Origin of the sequence: Crenothrix sp., assembly GCF_043729335.1 — a bacterium.
GTDB lineage: Bacteria > Pseudomonadota > Gammaproteobacteria > Methylococcales > Methylomonadaceae > Crenothrix.
This window is the reverse complement of sequence record NZ_JAYTLQ010000060.1, coordinates 116,077-133,279: the sequence shown is the minus strand read 5'-3', so window position 1 is coordinate 133,279 and position 17,203 is coordinate 116,077. Positions and strand designations below refer to the sequence as shown.

The 17,203-nt window shown below is 44.2% G+C and carries 21 protein-coding genes and 1 riboswitch; of the genes, 4 read left to right on the top strand and 17 right to left on the bottom strand.

All coding sequences use genetic code 11. From position 1 onward, the window contains the following. Window positions 1-131: 131 nt before the first annotated feature. On the bottom strand, window positions 132-2,003 hold the full coding sequence (gene thiC, locus ACHZC4_RS15100) for a phosphomethylpyrimidine synthase ThiC (protein ID WP_394754700.1): 1,872 nt from the start codon (window positions 2,001-2,003) through the stop codon (window positions 132-134). Between the two features lie 28 nt (window positions 2,004-2,031). After that, window positions 2,032-2,133: riboswitch (TPP riboswitch) on the bottom strand. A gap of 334 nt (window positions 2,134-2,467) precedes the next feature. Between thiC and minC the strand changes: the two genes are divergently transcribed. From minC to minE, 3 genes are read left to right on the top strand one after another with little or no spacing between them, the layout of a single operon-like run. Then, window positions 2,468-3,205: a septum site-determining protein MinC gene (gene minC / locus ACHZC4_RS15095; RefSeq protein ID WP_394754699.1), complete on the top strand. Its 738-nt coding sequence runs from the start codon at window positions 2,468-2,470 to the stop codon at window positions 3,203-3,205. Between the two features lie 32 nt (window positions 3,206-3,237). After that, window positions 3,238-4,047, top strand: a complete 810-nt coding sequence (gene minD, locus ACHZC4_RS15090) for a septum site-determining protein MinD (RefSeq protein ID WP_394754698.1) — start codon at window positions 3,238-3,240, stop codon at window positions 4,045-4,047. Next, entirely contained in the window at window positions 4,047-4,313 is a 267-nt protein-coding gene (gene minE, locus ACHZC4_RS15085) for a cell division topological specificity factor MinE (RefSeq protein WP_394754697.1), read from the top strand. Before minD ends, minE begins: the two co-directional genes overlap by 1 nt. Before the next feature lie 92 nt (window positions 4,314-4,405). Here minE and rapZ read toward each other — a convergent pair whose 3' ends face one another. The 12 genes from rapZ to ACHZC4_RS15025 all read right to left on the bottom strand — a co-directional run bounded on the left by rapZ (window position 4,406) and on the right by ACHZC4_RS15025 (window position 13,366). Then, a complete protein-coding gene (gene rapZ / locus ACHZC4_RS15080) occupies window positions 4,406-5,263 on the bottom strand; it encodes an RNase adapter RapZ (protein ID WP_394754696.1) in 858 nt (285 codons plus the stop codon). Between the two features lie 59 nt (window positions 5,264-5,322). After that, window positions 5,323-5,613: a ribosome hibernation-promoting factor, HPF/YfiA family gene (hpf, locus tag ACHZC4_RS15075; RefSeq protein ID WP_087147193.1), complete on the bottom strand. Its 291-nt coding sequence runs from the start codon at window positions 5,611-5,613 to the stop codon at window positions 5,323-5,325. Between the two features lie 43 nt (window positions 5,614-5,656). Further along, the gene (locus tag ACHZC4_RS15070; protein WP_394754695.1) at window positions 5,657-7,102 is read right to left on the bottom strand and encodes an RNA polymerase factor sigma-54; all 1,446 of its coding nucleotides are present in this window, start codon (window positions 7,100-7,102) and stop codon (window positions 5,657-5,659) included. Window positions 7,103-7,132: 30 nt separating this feature from the next. Continuing rightward, complete coding sequence (gene lptB, locus ACHZC4_RS15065; RefSeq protein WP_394754694.1) at window positions 7,133-7,861, bottom strand: LPS export ABC transporter ATP-binding protein; 729 nt, start codon at window positions 7,859-7,861, stop codon at window positions 7,133-7,135. Continuing rightward, on the bottom strand, window positions 7,862-8,410 hold the full coding sequence (gene lptA / locus ACHZC4_RS15060; protein ID WP_394754693.1) for a lipopolysaccharide transport periplasmic protein LptA: 549 nt from the start codon (window positions 8,408-8,410) through the stop codon (window positions 7,862-7,864). Then, window positions 8,397-8,966: an LPS export ABC transporter periplasmic protein LptC gene (gene lptC, locus ACHZC4_RS15055; RefSeq protein WP_394754692.1), complete on the bottom strand. Its 570-nt coding sequence runs from the start codon at window positions 8,964-8,966 to the stop codon at window positions 8,397-8,399. Before lptC ends, lptA begins: the two co-directional genes overlap by 14 nt. Beyond that, window positions 8,963-9,517, bottom strand: coding sequence for a 3-deoxy-manno-octulosonate-8-phosphatase KdsC (gene kdsC, locus ACHZC4_RS15050; RefSeq protein WP_394754691.1), 555 nt, complete (start codon window positions 9,515-9,517; stop codon window positions 8,963-8,965). The genes lptC and kdsC overlap by 4 nt, the downstream gene beginning before the upstream one ends. Then, window positions 9,517-10,494, bottom strand: coding sequence for a KpsF/GutQ family sugar-phosphate isomerase (locus ACHZC4_RS15045; RefSeq protein ID WP_394754690.1), 978 nt, complete (start codon window positions 10,492-10,494; stop codon window positions 9,517-9,519). Before ACHZC4_RS15045 ends, kdsC begins: the two co-directional genes overlap by 1 nt. A 33-nt stretch (window positions 10,495-10,527) precedes the next feature. Continuing rightward, complete coding sequence (locus ACHZC4_RS15040; protein WP_394754689.1) at window positions 10,528-10,848, bottom strand: non-heme iron oxygenase ferredoxin subunit; 321 nt, start codon at window positions 10,846-10,848, stop codon at window positions 10,528-10,530. Window positions 10,849-10,851: 3 nt separating this feature from the next. Further along, window positions 10,852-11,628, bottom strand: a complete 777-nt coding sequence (locus ACHZC4_RS15035) for a class I SAM-dependent methyltransferase (RefSeq protein WP_394754688.1) — start codon at window positions 11,626-11,628, stop codon at window positions 10,852-10,854. Continuing rightward, window positions 11,629-12,081, bottom strand: coding sequence for a Fe-S cluster assembly sulfur transfer protein SufU (sufU, locus tag ACHZC4_RS15030; RefSeq protein WP_394754687.1), 453 nt, complete (start codon window positions 12,079-12,081; stop codon window positions 11,629-11,631). It lies immediately after the preceding gene. A gap of 61 nt (window positions 12,082-12,142) precedes the next feature. Continuing rightward, complete coding sequence (locus ACHZC4_RS15025) at window positions 12,143-13,366, bottom strand: SufS family cysteine desulfurase (RefSeq protein ID WP_394754686.1); 1,224 nt, start codon at window positions 13,364-13,366, stop codon at window positions 12,143-12,145. 88 nt (window positions 13,367-13,454) lie between these two features. On the opposite strand from ACHZC4_RS15025, the gene ACHZC4_RS15020 reads away from it, so the two are divergent. Then, window positions 13,455-14,015, top strand: a complete 561-nt coding sequence (locus ACHZC4_RS15020; protein ID WP_394754685.1) for a Uma2 family endonuclease — start codon at window positions 13,455-13,457, stop codon at window positions 14,013-14,015. Window positions 14,016-14,055: 40 nt separating this feature from the next. Here the strand turns inward: ACHZC4_RS15020 and sufD are convergent, their stop codons facing one another. From sufD to ACHZC4_RS15000, 4 genes are all read right to left on the bottom strand, one after another. Beyond that, on the bottom strand, window positions 14,056-15,387 hold the full coding sequence (sufD, locus tag ACHZC4_RS15015; RefSeq protein WP_394754684.1) for a Fe-S cluster assembly protein SufD: 1,332 nt from the start codon (window positions 15,385-15,387) through the stop codon (window positions 14,056-14,058). After that, on the bottom strand, window positions 15,387-16,139 hold the full coding sequence (gene sufC / locus ACHZC4_RS15010; protein ID WP_394754683.1) for a Fe-S cluster assembly ATPase SufC: 753 nt from the start codon (window positions 16,137-16,139) through the stop codon (window positions 15,387-15,389). Before sufC ends, sufD begins: the two co-directional genes overlap by 1 nt. Before the next feature lie 190 nt (window positions 16,140-16,329). Continuing rightward, window positions 16,330-16,464, bottom strand: coding sequence for a DUF2281 domain-containing protein (locus tag ACHZC4_RS15005; protein ID WP_394754681.1), 135 nt, complete (start codon window positions 16,462-16,464; stop codon window positions 16,330-16,332). An 81-nt stretch (window positions 16,465-16,545) separates the two neighbouring features. Continuing rightward, window positions 16,546-17,199 carry a hypothetical protein gene (locus tag ACHZC4_RS15000; RefSeq protein ID WP_394754680.1) on the bottom strand — a complete coding sequence of 218 codons (654 nt, stop codon included), beginning with the start codon at window positions 17,197-17,199 and terminating at the stop codon, window positions 16,546-16,548. Window positions 17,200-17,203 lie beyond the last annotated feature (4 nt).

Below are 17,203 nucleotides of genomic sequence, written 5' to 3'. Positions count from 1 at the left end.
GGCCTTCGCAAAAGGCTCGTATGCTAAATGGTGGATTTTTTGGACGGGTAAAACAGATAGCATCACGTTTAGGCAGGATGCTATCTGTTGTCGGTTAATACTTTAAATATAACGGCCTAGTTACCTTGGCCTTAGACTTTATGATAAATATCCGCACCTTCTTCTAAAAACTGCTTGGATTTCTCATCCATGCCCAGCTTCAACGCTTCATTTTCATCAGCGATGCCTTTTGCAGTGGCGTAATCCCGTACGTCTTGGCTGATTTTCATTGAGCAAAAATGCGGCCCACACATAGAGCAAAAGTGCGCTACTTTGGCTGAATCTTTAGGCAGCGTTTCATCATGGAATTCACGGGCTTTTTCAGGGTCCAGACCGATATTAAACTGATCTTCCCAACGGAACTCAAAGCGAGCTTTGGACATCGCGTTATCACGCGCCTGTGCGCCAGGATGGCCTTTGGCCAAATCAGCGGCGTGGGCAGCAATTTTATACGTCACGATACCTTCACGGACATCTTGTTTGTTAGGCAAGCCCAAATGTTCTTTTTGGGTGACATAACACAGCATCGCGCAGCCGTACCAACCAATATTGGCCGCACCAATAGCCGAGGTAATATGATCGTAACCTGGGGCAATATCGGTGGTCAGCGGGCCTAATGTGTAAAACGGTGCTTCACCACACACTTCCAACTGCTTTTCCATGTTGACTTTAATCATGTGCAATGGCACATGGCCAGGGCCTTCAATCATGGTTTGTACGTCATGCTTCCAGGCGATTTTGGTCAATTCTCCCAGCGTTTCCAATTCACCGAATTGCGCGGCATCGTTGGCATCATAAATAGAACCCGGGCGTAAACCATCTCCTAAAGAGAACGACACGTCATAAGCTTTCATGATTTCGCAAATTTCTTCAAAATGCGTGTACAAGAAACTTTCGGTATGATGCGCCAAACACCATTTCGCCATAATAGAACCGCCACGCGACACAATACCGGTCATACGCTTTGCGGTTAATGGCACATGATGCAAGCGCACACCGGCATGGATGGTAAAGTAATCCACGCCCTGCTCAGCTTGTTCAATTAAAGTGTCGCGGTACATTTCCCAGGTCAGCTCTTCGGCTTTGCCATTCACTTTTTCCAATGCCTGATAAATTGGCACAGTACCAATCGGTACGGGAGAATTACGCAAGATCCATTCACGGGTTTCGTGGATATTTTTGCCGGTCGACAAATCCATAATGGTATCGCCGCCCCAGCGTATGCCCCAGAGCATTTTTTCCACCTCTTCATCAATGGATGACGTTACCGCAGAATTGCCCAAATTGCCGTTAATTTTCACCAAAAAATTACGGCCGATAATCATCGGTTCTAATTCAGGGTGATTGATATTGGCCGGAATAATCGCGCGGCCTCTGGCGACTTCATCGCGCACAAATTCAGCGGTGATGGCATCAGGAATCGCTGCACCAAACGATTGACCTGGATGCTGACCTTTCCATAAATCACGCATCAATTCCATATTTTGGTTTTCGCGGATAGCAATATATTCCATTTCTGGGGTAATGATGCCTTTCCGCGCGTAGTGCATTTGCGATACGTTGTGGCCAGATTTAGCACGACGCGGCTGGACGATATGCTCAAAACGCAGATGCGCTGTCGCCTTATCTTCCAAGCGCTGACGACCAAAATCAGAACTGGGGCCACTCAGCAATTCAGTGTCATTACGTTCCAAAATCCACGCGGAACGTACAGAACCCAAACCTTTTTTTAAATCGATAGCCACATTAGGGTCAGTATAGACACCGGAAGTATCGTAAACATAGAGTGGTGGGTTTTTCTCTGTGCCAAAATGCACAGGGGTATCCGACAAGGTAATTTTACGCATAGGCACCTGAATGTCAGGACGGTTGCCTTGTACATAAATTTTTTCTGATGCAGGATAAGAATCGATTTTTACACTACTGGATTCAGTAGCTTTTACTTCTTTAATGACAGCGCTCATGTTTATCTCCAACAATAAAACAATAAGGCGCAGGAACTTGTGGCTTTCCTACGCCGGTACTAACCGGGGTCAGGTTCAAAGGGTTTCTCTCAGCCTCAAAACACCTCATGAAGCACCCCTAGCCTTTACGGATATATGGCTAAATTAAAGGAAAACAACAACAATTGCAAGGCACATCAAACCTTTCCTATCCGCAATCGACGCAGCACGCTACAAAAACAAACCTAACTTCCTGTAAGCAATATAAACTTGCCGTAATGCCAATTTTCACTAAACTTAACAAAAAACTCAGCGTCTTAATCTAGAATTAAAGAAAGCAATTAGTTTTATTTACGATTTTGTTTTTTATTTTAAAAACATCATCCTAGATGGACGCTGAAATACAAAATTTAGCATATTGAACAATGCTTTTTTTAATGAGCAATGCTAGAATCCCACCCATACAAACTGAGAAGATTGAGCGAATGTCGACAGGCGATCAAACAACAGCTTACAACCCCCCTGTTTTAGAATTCAAAAGTGGATCATTTTCTGTGCCCACTTTAATTTTATCAGGTAATGATTTACATCTGATTGAGCAACAGCTCCAAGAAAAAATAAAACTGGCGCCTGAATTTTTTAAAAACTCGCCAGTAGTCATTGACTTAAAAGAAATTACCAAACAAAATATTGCTCTTGATGTCGCCGCCATTACAGAAATAACCCGAAAATATGGTTTGCTACCTATCGGTATACGGGGAGGCAGTCAACAACAAAACAAAGATTCTTTAGAATTACGCATCCCTGTTTATTCCAATAGCAACCGCACAACCGGCACAGAAGCTCAAAAACCCACACCGGCTGCAGCAGCGGATATTAGCCCCAAAAAAGACGCTCCACCCACGGCCATGGTTATTACACAGCCTATCCGTTCTGGCCAACGTATTTATTCACACGGTGATCTGGTTATTTTGGCACAAGTGAGTGCGGGCGCGGAAATTTTGGCTGAAGGCAATATTCACGTTTACGGCTCATTACGAGGCCGTGCATTGGCCGGCGTACAAGGCAATACCCATGCGCGTATCTTCTGTACTCATTTACAGGCAGAACTGATCTCTATTGCCGGAAATTACAAAATTAGCGAAGATTTAGGCAAAGGATTTTACAACAAACCCGTACATATTTACCTAAAAGACTATACTCTAGTCATTAAAGAACTTTAAAACCCATTCCGTATTACTTGGAGGAACACCCGTTGGCAAGAATTATAGTAGTAACATCAGGCAAAGGCGGTGTAGGTAAAACTACCACCAGTGCAGCAATCGCCATGGGCTTAGCCAAAAAAGGCCACAAAACTGCCGTCATCGATTTTGATGTGGGCTTGCGTAACCTAGACTTAATCATGGGCTGCGAGCGCCGTGTTGTCTATGACTTTATCAATGTCGTCAACGGGGAAGCGACCCTTAACCAAGCTTTAATTAAAGACAAAAACTGTGGCCAACTTTATATCTTGCCTGCGTCACAAACACGCGACAAAGATGCGCTCAGCAAAGAAGGCGTCGAAAAAGTTTTAGATGAATTATCCAAAACTTTCAAATATATCGTTTGTGACTCGCCAGCCGGCATTGAAAAAGGTGCTCATTTGGCGATGTATTTTGCTGATGACGCGTTTGTGGTTACCAACCCTGAAGTTTCTTCAGTACGAGACTCAGACCGTATGCTGGGATTAATGTCTAGCAAATCCCGTCGTGCCGAACAAAACCTTGAACCCATAAAAGAATATCTGTTGTTGTCCCGCTACTCCCCTGAAAGAGTCAAATTAGGCGAAATGTTGAGCGTAGATGATGTTCAGGAAATTTTGTCTTTACATCTGCTCGGTGTTATTCCGGAATCGAAATCAGTTTTAAATGCCTCAAATGCGGGCATACCCATTATTCTTGATGAGAAAAGTGACGCAGGACAAGCCTACGCCGATATAGTTGCGCGTTATTTGGGCGAAGAAAAGCCGCATCGATTTATCGAAGATAAAAAAGGATTTTTTGGAAAGCTTTTCGGAGGTAAATAATGAGTTTGCTGGATTATTTTAAAACGTCTAAGACCAGTTCAGCATCTCTAGCCAAGGAGAGGCTGCAAATTTTGGTCGCCCATGAGCGTACATCAAAACATCAACCTTCTTATCTTCCTGAGTTGCAAGACGAACTACTGAATGTTATCCGTAAATATACCAATGTAAGTCAGGATGCCATTTTTATCAACTTTGAGCAGGATGAGCACCAGGAAACTTTAGAACTTAATATCATGTTACCGGAAGATGGCGGCAAAAAATCTTAAATTTTGCTTCAAGCAATCTTTGTCAAAGGATTTAAAACTCAAGGCCAGGAAAACTTTAAAAAGCTCCCGCACCCCATTTCTCTGGGTATAAGCTAATGGACGTCTCTGTGCCGCACAATCACATTGGACGATGAGTTCTTAAACTGTTCGACCAAACTCTCTACCAGATAAACAGAGCGATGCTGCCCTCCCGTACAGCCTATGGCGACAGTAAGGTAGCTTCGCCCTTCCATTTCAAAGCGGGGAATCCAACGTGACAGGAAAGAGCTGATATCTTTAAGCAGCTCTTCTACCAGCGTCTGATCTTTAAGAAAATCGATAACGGGCTGATCTTTTCCTGAAAACATGCGCAACTCAGGAATCCAATACGGATTAGGTAAACTGCGTGCATCAAACACAAAATCCGCATCTAACGGCACACCATTCTTAAAACCAAACGATTGGAACTGCAAAGAAATATGTTGAATATTGCGCTCACCAATCTGTTCTCGGATCAGTTCACGTAATTGGTGATAGTGGGTACGACTGGTATCAATCACGACACTGGCATGCCTAGAAACAGGACTCAGCATCTCTTTTTCAATTTTTATCGCTTCTGTTAACGGTATTTTGGCATCTGTGAGCGGATGCTTTCGCCGTGTTTCACTGTATCGCTTTAAAAGCGCATACTCATCAGCCTGCATGAAAATAATTTCGCAGTGGATACCTTTGCTGCGTATCAAGTTTAAGCAGTCGGAAAAATTGGCCAAACTAGCGCTTTGATTCCTGGCATCAATACCAATAGCCGTTTTCGCATAAGTCTTGCTGTCTGCCAACATGACATCGTTGATAAAATCTTCCAGCAATAACACCGGTAAATTATCAATGCAGTAATAGCCACAGTCTTCTAAAGTATCTAAAGCAATACTTTTACCTGACCCGGAAAGACCACTAACAATTAAGAGCTTCATATTTTTTTGAAGAGGGCTCAAGACACTAAGCATCTTGAGCCCTGCACTATTTAAGAATATTAACGATGACTTCCGGTTTTTTCTTTATGCCGGGTAATCTGACGATCTAATTTATCCACCATTTCATCAATAGCGGCGTACATATCTTCTTGGTGATCTTCGGCAAATATTTTAGCGCCGCTAAGTTGCAGAGTAGCCTCTGCTTTTTGAACCAACTTTTCTACACTCAAGATAACATGCACATCAGTAACATTATCGAAATGACGCGCTAATTTTTCAAATTTCCCGTCAACATAAACTTTCAAAGATTCGGTTACTTCAAGATGATGGCCTGTAATGCTAACTTGCATGGAATATTCTCCTTTATATTAATGAATTGAGACGCATTTAAGACTACAAAATACGCTTTCTCTCGTTGGATGGAGCAATTAACATCGCCTCGCGATATTTTGCAATCGTTCTCCTAGCCACGTTAATGCCTTTTTCTTGTAATAATTTCGCCATCTTATCATCGCTTAAGGGCTTTACTGGACTTTCGTTGCTCACTAGCTCCTTAATAATAGCCCTAATAGCTGTAGATGAGCACTCTCCCCCTTCTTCAGTTGAAACATGACTGGAGAAAAAGTATTTAAATTCTACTATACCATTTGGGGTATGCATGAATTTTTGTGTCGTTACTCTGGAAATTGTCGATTCATGCAGTGCCAACTCATCAGCAATCACTTTCAATACCATCGGTTTCATGGCGATGGAACCGTTTTCAAGAAAATCCTGCTGCCTTGCCACAATGCTACGAGCAACACGCAGCAGCGTATCGTTACGGCTGTGTAAACTTTTAATAAACCACCGTGCTTCTTGCAAATGGTCTTTCATACACGTATTGTCTTTACTGTTATCGGCTCGTTTAATGAGGGTGGAATAGAAAGGATTAACCCGCAGCTTAGGGGCTATTTCAGGATTAAGGCTTACCTGCCAAACACCTTGGTGCTTAACAACATACACATCCGGAATCACATATTCAGAATCAGATTCATGTATCTTGGCGCCCGGCTTAGGATCCAGGCTTCTGATCAAGGCCACGACGACATTTAACTGGCGTTCATTCAAGCGGGTAGCCGCCATCAATTTGGTACGATCTTGGCTGGCCAATAAATTCAAGTATTGCGATACAACCAGCAATGCTTCCGTTTTATAAGGCGTTATATCGGAGCATTGCAATAGCTGCAAACGCAAGCAATCGCTCAAATCAAGTGCCGCCACACCGTTAGGATCAAATTGTTGTATCCTGTGCAAAACAGCATTGACTTCATCAAGCTCAATATCATCCATTTGGCTTTGTAAACCCTGATAAATTTCATCAGGAGAGGCCATTAAATAACCATCTTTATCAATGGAATCAATAATAGCCATTGCAATAGCATGATCGCGTTCTGAAAACCGTGTTAGCGCTAACTGCCACAACAAATGTTCATGTAAGGTGGCTGCGCAACTGCGCTGCGATTCAAACTCAATAGTTTCGGCATTATTATTGCCGGCTTCAAAAGCTTGCTCATAGGTATCTTCCCAAGAAGAATCGACTGGCAACTCATCAGGAATATCCATTTGCCCACCTTCACCGGTAAGCAGAGTGTCTGGATTCTCAGCTTTAACCTGATCCGACATTCCCATCTGAAACGTGTTGTCATCCTCTTCGATTTCCAACATCATGTTGGAATCAAGTGCTTGTTGAATTTCCTGCTGCAAATCCAAAGTCGACATCTGCAACAATTTGATCGCCTGCTGGAGTTGCGGCGTCATGGTCAGCTGTTGACCCAAGCGTAGATGTAGGGATTGTTTCATTATGTTATCAGTATGTTTAACGCTTTCAACTTAAAGACTAAAGTTATTACCCAAGTACACTTTGCGCACTTCCTCGTTAGCGACAATGGCGCTAGCCCCACCTTCAGCAATAACTTTACCATTGTTGATGATATAGGCTCTATCGCAAATAGCCAAGGTTTCTCTAACATTATGCTCAGTAATCAATACACCAATGCCGCGTTCTTTCAGATGCTGTATGATTTTTTTTATATCTTCTACCGATATGGGATCAACGCCGGCAAAAGGCTCATCCAGCAGTATAAACTGGGGATGCGTTGCCAAGGCTCTGGCGATTTCAACGCGCCGTCGCTCACCACCGGATAAACTCAATGCCAACTGATGTCGTAAGTGCGAAATATGAAATTCTTCCAGCAACTCTTCAATTGCCAATTCAATCTGACCCTCATTTAAATCAGAACGAATTTGCATTACCGCCCGTAAATTATCGGCCACCGTTAGTTTTCGAAATACCGAAGGTTCCTGCGGCAAATAACCAATGCCATTAGCTGACCTGATGTGCATCGGATAATGAGTAATTATAGTCTCATTCAGCAAAATTTCACCGGCATCTGCTTTAATTAGTCCTACCAGCATGTAAAAAGCAGTGGTTTTTCCGGCACCATTAGGACCTAATAAGCCCACCACCTCGCCGGTATCAATCTGCAAAGAAATGCCATCAACAACATTGCGCTTGTTGTAAGCCTTAACTAATTGTGTTGCAGCAAGTCTTGTCGTCACTTAGGGAGCCGGTTTCTCTTGAGCTTTATCTGGCGTTTTATCTTTATCTTTGGGCTGCAAAACAACATGTACCCGCTTGGAATCAGATGACTTTTCTCCGGCTTTAACAACGGCATTTTTGCTGTCATATTCAATGATTTTACTGGAATAAGCGCCAGTACCCTGCCAAACAGTGGCTTCATCAATTAAAACCAATAGATTTTTCTTTGGATAATATTCGCCGGTTAAAGCTTCACCGGTAATGTCTTTACTACCCACATTAGGGGTTTGTCTAAACTTTGCCCGGTTACCGGTAAATACCAGCTTTTCGGCATCGCCATCCTTAAAATAAACCACCAACTTATCAGAGTTAACGTGAATACTACCCTGTATGGAAATCACATTGCCGGTATAAATACTGGTCGCGGTCTTGTCATCATAGGTCGCAGTATTCGAGTCAATCGTTATGGGTTGATCAGAATCAGTTTCTAGGGCGTTGACATTATTACCATAAAATCCATTACATAAAATAATGCTGAAAAAAATGGCTAGCTTATTATTTTGTCTCATATTTTCCCCGCACTTTGGCGAGCAATTCCACACGTATTGGTTCAATATAACTTAGTTTCATGCCCTTACCGGTGGTACGTTGCGGCAAGCTGATTAACTCCGCCCAATCGGCTGTTTCGGCATAACTGATTTCTGGGTTTACTTTTAGATTCGACGTATTAATCGTCAAGGGAGTAACACCTTCGGCCTTGACTCTGTCAACAACTGCCTTGCCATTTAAAAACACTGTTTTGCCATCGGCAGAAACAACACCTGTTTCTGATTGAATCACCCACGGCGGCGCTTTGGCATTATAGAAAGACATCACCGGCTTATCGAGATGTATCGTCCCATCGTCCTTGTAATGCACCATCTTATCCGCCAATAACTTGGTTTTTAATTCGCCGGTTTCGGCCATTTCCCATTTTGTATAGCCGCTGCTGAAATAATCTGCGCTATGCATTACTCCTTCCTGAGGAGTGATGGAGTCAATTATCGTTAATTTAACCAACCACCAACTTAACAACGCAATGACGGCGACAATGACATAATTGTATCTGCCTTCCAAATAGCTCATTTCAAATACTGGCTCAACACATCGTCAAAACGGCCTTGCGCCTGCATGATGAAATCACACACTTCCCGCACTGCACCCAATCCGCCAGACAACGTAGTGCACCAATCCGCCCGTTGCCTAACAGCAAAATTAGCGTCATGTACCGCAATAGCCAGACCTACTCGGCTCATAATGGGCAAATCCAGTAAATCATCACCTACGTGGGCAATTTGTTCCGGCATTATGCCTGTTTTTTCAATAATTTCATCTAATGCGGCAATTTTATTTTCAAAACCCTGGTAGACATGCTCAATACCCAAACTTTGCATGCGTAAGGCGACTGAGTTGGATTTTCGGCCAGAAATCACCGCGACTTCCACGCCAGTTTGCCGTAACAGCTTAATGCCATGACCATCGCGTGCATGAAAGCATTTGTATTCATTGCCTTGATTATCAAAAAACAAGCGGCCATCGGTTAATACGCCGTCTACATCCAAAATCAGCAATTTCAGTTGTTTGGCTTTTTCAAGCACGCTGTCTGACACCTTTATCGAATCATCCATTGTCATCATCAAATAATACCTGCTCGAATTAAATCGTGCATGTTTAACGCCCCTACCGCGCGTTGCTCTTCATCCACAACAATTAACGCATTGATTTTTTTACGTTCCATAATCTGCATAGCTTCCGCCGCCAAAATATCCGCACTGATAACAGCACAATCAGCAGTCATCACTTGTGCAATCGTGGTTTGATGAATATCCAGGCTTTTTGCCAACATACGCCGTAAGTCACCGTCGGTAAAGATACCCACCATTCGATGTTCAGTATCAACAATCGCCGTCATGCCCAGCTTTTTCTCGGTCATTTCCAGCAACGCGGTACTGATCAACGCCGACACCGGCACAACTGGAATATGATGACCAACGTGCATAATATCACTAACCCTGAGCAATAGTCGCTTACCCAGGCTGCCGCCAGGATGCGACAGCGCAAAATCATCGCGGGTAAAGCCACGCGCTTCCAGCAAGGAGACGGCTAGAGCATCACCCATTACTAACGCAGCTGTGGTACTGGAGGTCGGCGCAAGCCCCAATGGACAAGCTTCTTGCGCCACACTGACATTGATATGCACAGTGGCTTCTTGAGCCAGTGTTGATAACGGATTGCCGGTCATAGCAATCAAGGGAACACCCAGGCGTTTGATAATGGGCAGAATTTTGACAATTTCTTCGGTCTCGCCGGAATTGGACAGCGCCAGCACCACATCCTGCTGAGTTATCATGCCCAGATCGCCGTGGCTGGCCTCGCCTGGATGCACAAAAAACGCCGGTGTGCCGGTGCTGGCCAAGGTAGCGGCAATTTTGCCAGCAATATGGCCAGACTTGCCCATGCCGGTCACCACCACCCGTCCTGAGCACTTGAACATCAACTTGCAAGCAGTGACAAATTCAGCATTAATACGCTCTGCCAGCGCCGCTACCGCTTGGGTTTCCACCTGGATTACCGCCAAGCCTAAGGCGCGGAGTTTATCGTCGTGTAATTTCATATCCCTGATCGATTATCCTTTAATTCGGCTGCATTAATCCCAACGGTCATCCCTAACCTGCACTTTACCCTTTTCTATGCGTACCGGAAAGCAATCGATATCTTCGTAAGCGGGGGCACACAATACCTTGCCGGTTTTGACGCAAAAACGTGCGCCGTGCCTTGGACACACAATGACATCACCTTCCAGTTCACCACTGGCAATCTCTGCCCTGTCATGGCTACACACATCTTCTATGGCATAAAATTCGCCATCAACTTTAAAGACAGCGACTTCCGTACCGTCAACATCTACAACGACATGTTCGCCATTGGCCAAGGCATTTTCAGCCACCGCATCTACCCAATCAGACATCAATCACCCTTTAAAATAAACATCATAACGTAATAATTTGCCATGATAACTTTCATTCGGCTTACCGCCTAAGGCTTCGGCATCGTCGGGGCTTTTAACCACCACCCGTTTGCCAGTTGCCTGTAACGCCCTCGCGAACAATTGTTCTTTGTCTTGGTCGTCACCCAATAAATCACGCAATACGGTCATGGATTTTTTAGCCAAGGCGGATTTTTTGCGTTTAGGGGGGAACATGGGATCAAGATAGATGCAATCTGGCGCATTGTCCAGATTTGCCAGCAAATCGATAGCATTACCAGTGAATAGCTGTGGCGGCTGTAATTGCAAGCGTTGCATCCAATCCAGCTGCGCCAAGCGGATAAAGCCATCAGTCAGTAATTCTGCCATGATGGGCGACCGCTCCATACACGTCACGTTATAACCCATGCGAAAAATATGCAGGCTATCTTGCCCCCAGCCTGTTGTCGCATCAATAACGGTTTTGGTTTTTCGCCCCACCGCTTGCGCCAACGCACCGTCTTTAGGTGCAGGCCAGGAACGTTGCTCGCCTGGGCGGGGTTCAATCTCTACGGTTAAGCCGCCTTTTTTTAGCAGCTCTTTATCGAGTAGTTTTAGGCAACTGTCGCGCCAGGTTAGGAAAAAATCTTCCGCCTTGAAAGGATCATCAGCGTATTTTAATGGCACAGCAAGACGGCCTGCCAATTGCTGGAAAACTGCCAAGTCGCCGTTACCCTCGTACAAAACCGCTAATTTACCCTGATACGGTGAGCCCTCACCCATTTATTCAGTGGAGATGGCTTGCGTTTCATTCTTTAACGCCGCATCCAAGGTGTGCCAAGCCAAGGTCGCACATTTAACCCGTGCCGGATATTCGCGTACACCGGCCAAAACGGCTAGTTTTCCCACCGCTTCCAAATTGATATGTTCTTCTTTTCCGGTAGTCATTTCGTGGAACAGCTTAAACAAAGCATCCGCTTCAGCTTCGGTTTTATCTTTAATAATCTCTGTCATCAAGGACACCGATGCAGTTGAGATGGCACAGCCAGAACCTTGAAAACTGGCATCGGTGATTTTATCGCCGTCCATTTTTAAGAATAGCGTCAGGCGGTCGCCACATAAGGGATTAAAGCCGTCCACCTTGCGGTCAGCATTGTCCATGACGCGAAAATTGCGCGGGTTACGGTTGTGGTCGAATATGACTTCCTGGTAGAGGTCGCGTAGGTCTTCAAACATTAGGAATTCTCTTTAAGTTTTAAATAGCGCTGTGATGCTTTATTGTATTAAGCTCATTACGTTAGCCAAACATCGCAATCAAATTTTCAATACCCGCCGTCAACACATCAATCTCTTGCCTAGTATTATACATGGCAAACGAAGCTCTGGCCGTCGCCGGTACGCTATAAAAATCCATGACCGGCATAGCACAATGATGCCCTGCCCTAATAGCAATCCCCAAGCTGTCCAGCATCGTACCAATATCATGCGGATGAATCCGATCTAGCACAAAAGATAAGATCGCTCCTTTTTCCGCTGCTTCACCAATAATTCTAAGGCCTTTTATCTGGCCGGCCTTTTCGGTGGCATAAGCCAGTAATTCCGCTTCATAAGCCGCAATTGCCTCCATACCGATATCATTCAGATAATCAATAGCCGCACCCAAGCCGATCACATCGGCAATACTGGGCGTACCGGCCTCAAACTTATGCGGTAAACCAGCATACTGGCTTTTTTCAAAGGTCACGGTCTTGATCATATCACCACCACCTTGGTACGGCGGCATGGCTTCCAGCAACGCCTGCTTGCCGTACATAACACCGATGCCAGACGGCCCGTACAACTTATGGCCAGAGAACACATAAAAATCGCAATCCAGCGCCTGCACATCCACGGCCATATGTGGAATTGCCTGTGCGCCATCCAGCATCACCGGAATACCTTTGGCGTGGGCGGCATCAATCATCTGCTTGACCGGATTAACCGTGCCCAACGCATTGGACATGTGGACGACAGCCACCAGCTTGGTCTTGTCATTCAATAAAGCTTCGAAAGCTTCGTAGATCAGCTCGCCTTGCAGGTTCATCGGTGCGACTTTCAGCACTGCGCCGGTTTGCTCGCACAACATTTGCCAAGGCACAATATTGGAATGATGTTCCATTGCGGTAATGACAATCTCATCACCGGCTTTAATATTAGCCCTGCCATAGGTTTGGGCAATCAGGTTGACGGCTTCGGTTGCACCGCGCACAAAGATGACTTCCTTGCTACTTGCGGCGTTGATAAAGCGCTGTACTTTTTCCCGTGCCGCCTCAAACTTGTCGGTCGCCCGTACACTTAATGTATGCACACCGCGATGGATATTGGCGTAATCGTGTCTGTACACGTTGCTGATGGCATCGATAACGGCATTGGGCTTTTGGCAGCTGGCGGCGTTGTCGAGATAGACCAAGTCTTTACCACGGATTTTTTCCGCTAAAATCGGAAAATCGGCACGAATTTTTGCTACAGGGAATGTTGTCATAGTTTGATTATTGTGTTTTTGATAGGTTGCTTATTCGTGAGCAACGCATTATATTTACCATTGATTCTAATTAGATTTGCTTACACTTATGGCTACTGTTAATCCTACCAAACACCTAACCAACCTTGATGAATGGCAAAGAATGGGCGAAGCTAATATTTTCCCCCCCAATAGCCACATTGAACTTATTGATGGAGAAATTTTAGAAATGGCACCGATAGGCTTTAATCATGCTGGACATATTAATCGCCTAGTAAAATTGTTAACCAAATTAATTCCTGATGAGGTTATTACCAGCGTGCAAAATCCGCTCCAACTCGGCGACTTGTCTGAACCAGAGCCTGATTTCATGCTGCTAAAGCCCAATGCCGATTATTATTCTTCGCGTCATCCGGTTGCCAATGATGTCCTGTTATTAATCGAAGTCGCTGACAGCTCGTTCAAATTTGACCAAACCCACAAGCTGCGCTTGTACGCATTGCATAATGTCCCCGAATACTGGTTGCTAAACCTAAACGATAGCTGTTTGGAGGTTTACCGCAAGCCACACGGTGAAGTGTATGCCGAAAAAACCACGCTCTACAGCGGCGACGTCATTACCTTGTCGCAATTGCCGAACCTCAGCATTCAGGTCGCAAATATTCTATAGGCACAAAAATTTCACCTTTAACCTTGTACCCTGAACCTAACTACAACCAATCCTTCTCTACCCCTTCCTGCGGAAACCGTACCAACACTTGCTCCAACACCTTATCATGCAGGCTTTTGATCTTGATCTTATCGACCATCTCATTAGCAAAAGCAAAAGTCAGCATATTACGGGCAGTCTCTTCATCCACACTGCGCGATTGCAGATAGAAAATCGATTTCTCATCCAACTGCCCAACCGTCACCCCATGTCCACATTTGACATCATCAGCGTATATTTCCAGTTGCGGCTTGGTATCGGCTTCTGCATCATCTGACAGCAACAGGTTTCGGTTGTTCATTTGCGAATCAGTTTTTTGCGCGTCTTCAGCCACAATCACTCGACCTTGAAACACACCTTTTGCGCGGTCATCTAACACGCCTTTATACATTTCCCGACTAATTGCATAAGGCTTTAAGTGATTGATGCGGGTGTGGTTATCAATATGCTGGCGTTTTATGCCCAGATACAAACCGTTCAACTCGCACTCGGAGGCTTGATCCAAATCGGTATGAATATCGCTACGTGCCAATAAGCCACCAAAGGCAAAGTTATGGTGGGTAAAACGGGCATCTTTGGCTTGCTTAATATACGTACCGCCAAAATGATAGGCTTTTTCAGATTCGACCTGCATTTTAGTCAGCGTTAAATGGGCATTTGAGCCAACAAACACTTCAGTCACCGCTGAGGTTAAATACGCGTTGTCTGTACCGACAAATGTCTCTATAACTTGCGCTTCTGCCATGCCATCTACAATAATGAGATTGCGCATAGTCGCCATCGCATCAGTTTCAGTGACAATATGCACTATCTGTATAGGCTTAGCTAAAATCTGTTTGGCTGGCACATGCACTAACACGCCATCGGTAAACCAGGCAGTATTGAAGGCAACCAGACTGTGTTCGTTATTTTTTACCACCTGACCCAAATGGGTTTCAAGCAGAGACGCAAGCTTTTGTGTTTCTCCCAACGCAACCGCCATGCTGGTAACGGTGACGCCAGCAGGTAATCTATCAAGCCGTGAATGCTGTGCGGAAAAATGGCCATTAATCAGTACAATTGACCAAGCATCATCCAGTTGCTGCGCTTTTAGTGCTTCAGTATCGGTTTGACTGATTGATGGGTTTAGCGATGGCGCAAATAACTTTTTTTCCAGTACAGAAACATTGGTATAACGCCATTCTTCTTCGCGTGGAGAGGGGAAGCCGTTTGCAGAAAATTTGGCCAAGGCATCTTTTCTTAACTGCTGCAACCACGACAAGGATTGCCCTGGCAAAGTCGGTGCTAGCGTGTCATATTCGGCCACATAACGGCTGGTAGTTACTGCATTCATTACGCTGCCACCTGGCCTTCTAGCCAACTGTAACCTTTTTCTTCCAGTTCCAAGGCCAATTCGGGGCCACCGGACTTAACAATCCTGCCGTTGGCCAGCACATGCACATAATCCGGCTTGATATAATCGAGCAGGCGTTGGTAATGGGTAATCATCAAAAAGCCACGGTCGTTGGAGCGCAGTGAGTTGACACCATCGGCGACCACTTTCAAAGCATCAATATCCAGACCGGAATCGGTTTCATCCAATATGCATAACTTGGGTTCCAAAATGGCCATTTGCAGGATTTCATTACGCTTTTTTTCGCCACCGGAAAAACCTTCGTTAACGGCACGATAGAGGAATTTCTCGTTCATCTCCAGCAGCTTTACCTTGTGCTTGACCAAGGTCAGAAAATCCATCGCATCCACTTCCGACAAGCCATGATGCTTACGGACGGCATTTAACGCTGCTTTCAACAAATAAATATTGCTGACACCGGGGATTTCCACCGGATACTGGAAGGCCAGGAATACGCCTTCACGGGCGCGGATTTCGGGGGGCATGTCCAGCAAATCTTTGCCTTGGTAAGTTACTGAACCACCGGTCACTTCGTAACCGGCCTTACCTGACAAGACGTGCGACAAGGTGCTTTTACCGGAACCATTCGGCCCCATGATGGCATGGATTTCGCCAGCTTTGATTTCAAGGTTGATACCTTTAAGAATTTGTTTGTCGCCAACGTTGACGGTTAAATTTTTAATACTGAGCATGTAATTTCCAATTGTTTTGTAATTGCTTAAAACGGTGTAAATTAAATATTAGACATAGATAAAAAGGTGGTATCGCATGTAAGATAGTTATTCTGTTTCCGAACGCTGCCAAGCTGATTTTCTAATCTCTTCTAAAGTTCTCGGCTCGCCTTTCCAAAGACCGTACAACTCATTTGGATCAACCGTTTTATCACCTAATTGTTATAGCTGGTGATGGCTGATTCGCGGCTTTATAACGAGCCGTTAGGAATGCCGCAAAATCGGCTATTTTTCGTTGAGCTTCCGGCGGTAATTGGGTTATTTCATTGACAAGTTGCGGATTCATTAGTATTTCCTCTTAATTCTCTGGGCTTCCTTGCGTCAGCCCAACCTACAATACTGAAATTTATCATAGTTTTTAGTGGATTTAGCTACCTGCATTTTTTAAAATATTGATTAATTGTTTTTTAAAATTGTCATGTTCCAGTACGTAAAGATTTAAGTTAACAGATGCAAGAATGGCTTCCTTTACACTCTCATTATTATTTTTCTTATACTTATCAGTTTTCATCTGATGATTTATAAAATCTTCAACATTGTTCTTATCATATATATTTTTGAATAAAAACCTATTATTTACATCATCAATAATATCTAACATATCGAAAGGTATTTCAATAGACCTTAACTTTTCAGCCTGAAATATACTAATCATTGCTGTATTTGCGCTCATCAATGCTGTTAATGCTGCTACTTTTACCTGTTTTTCTTGTGCATCAGATGATACTTTCAAAAGCTTTCTGGTTTCTTCTAATTCCCTTTTTTGCAACTCATAAGTTTTAGCTATTAAATAAAATGCAAATGCGGCAATAACAGGATTAAGTATTCCACCAAAATAATCGCCGAATGTCCCCCAAACTTCATTTTTATCTGATAAACCATAATGAAACTTAAAGAAATAAAAACTAACGACAATTAAAACTATTATGCCGACGATGATTACAACTACTTTTGTATTTACGTTATCATTTGAATCATCTTCGTTCTTTTGATTCGGGTTTTCAGGAAAATCATTGCTCATTTTT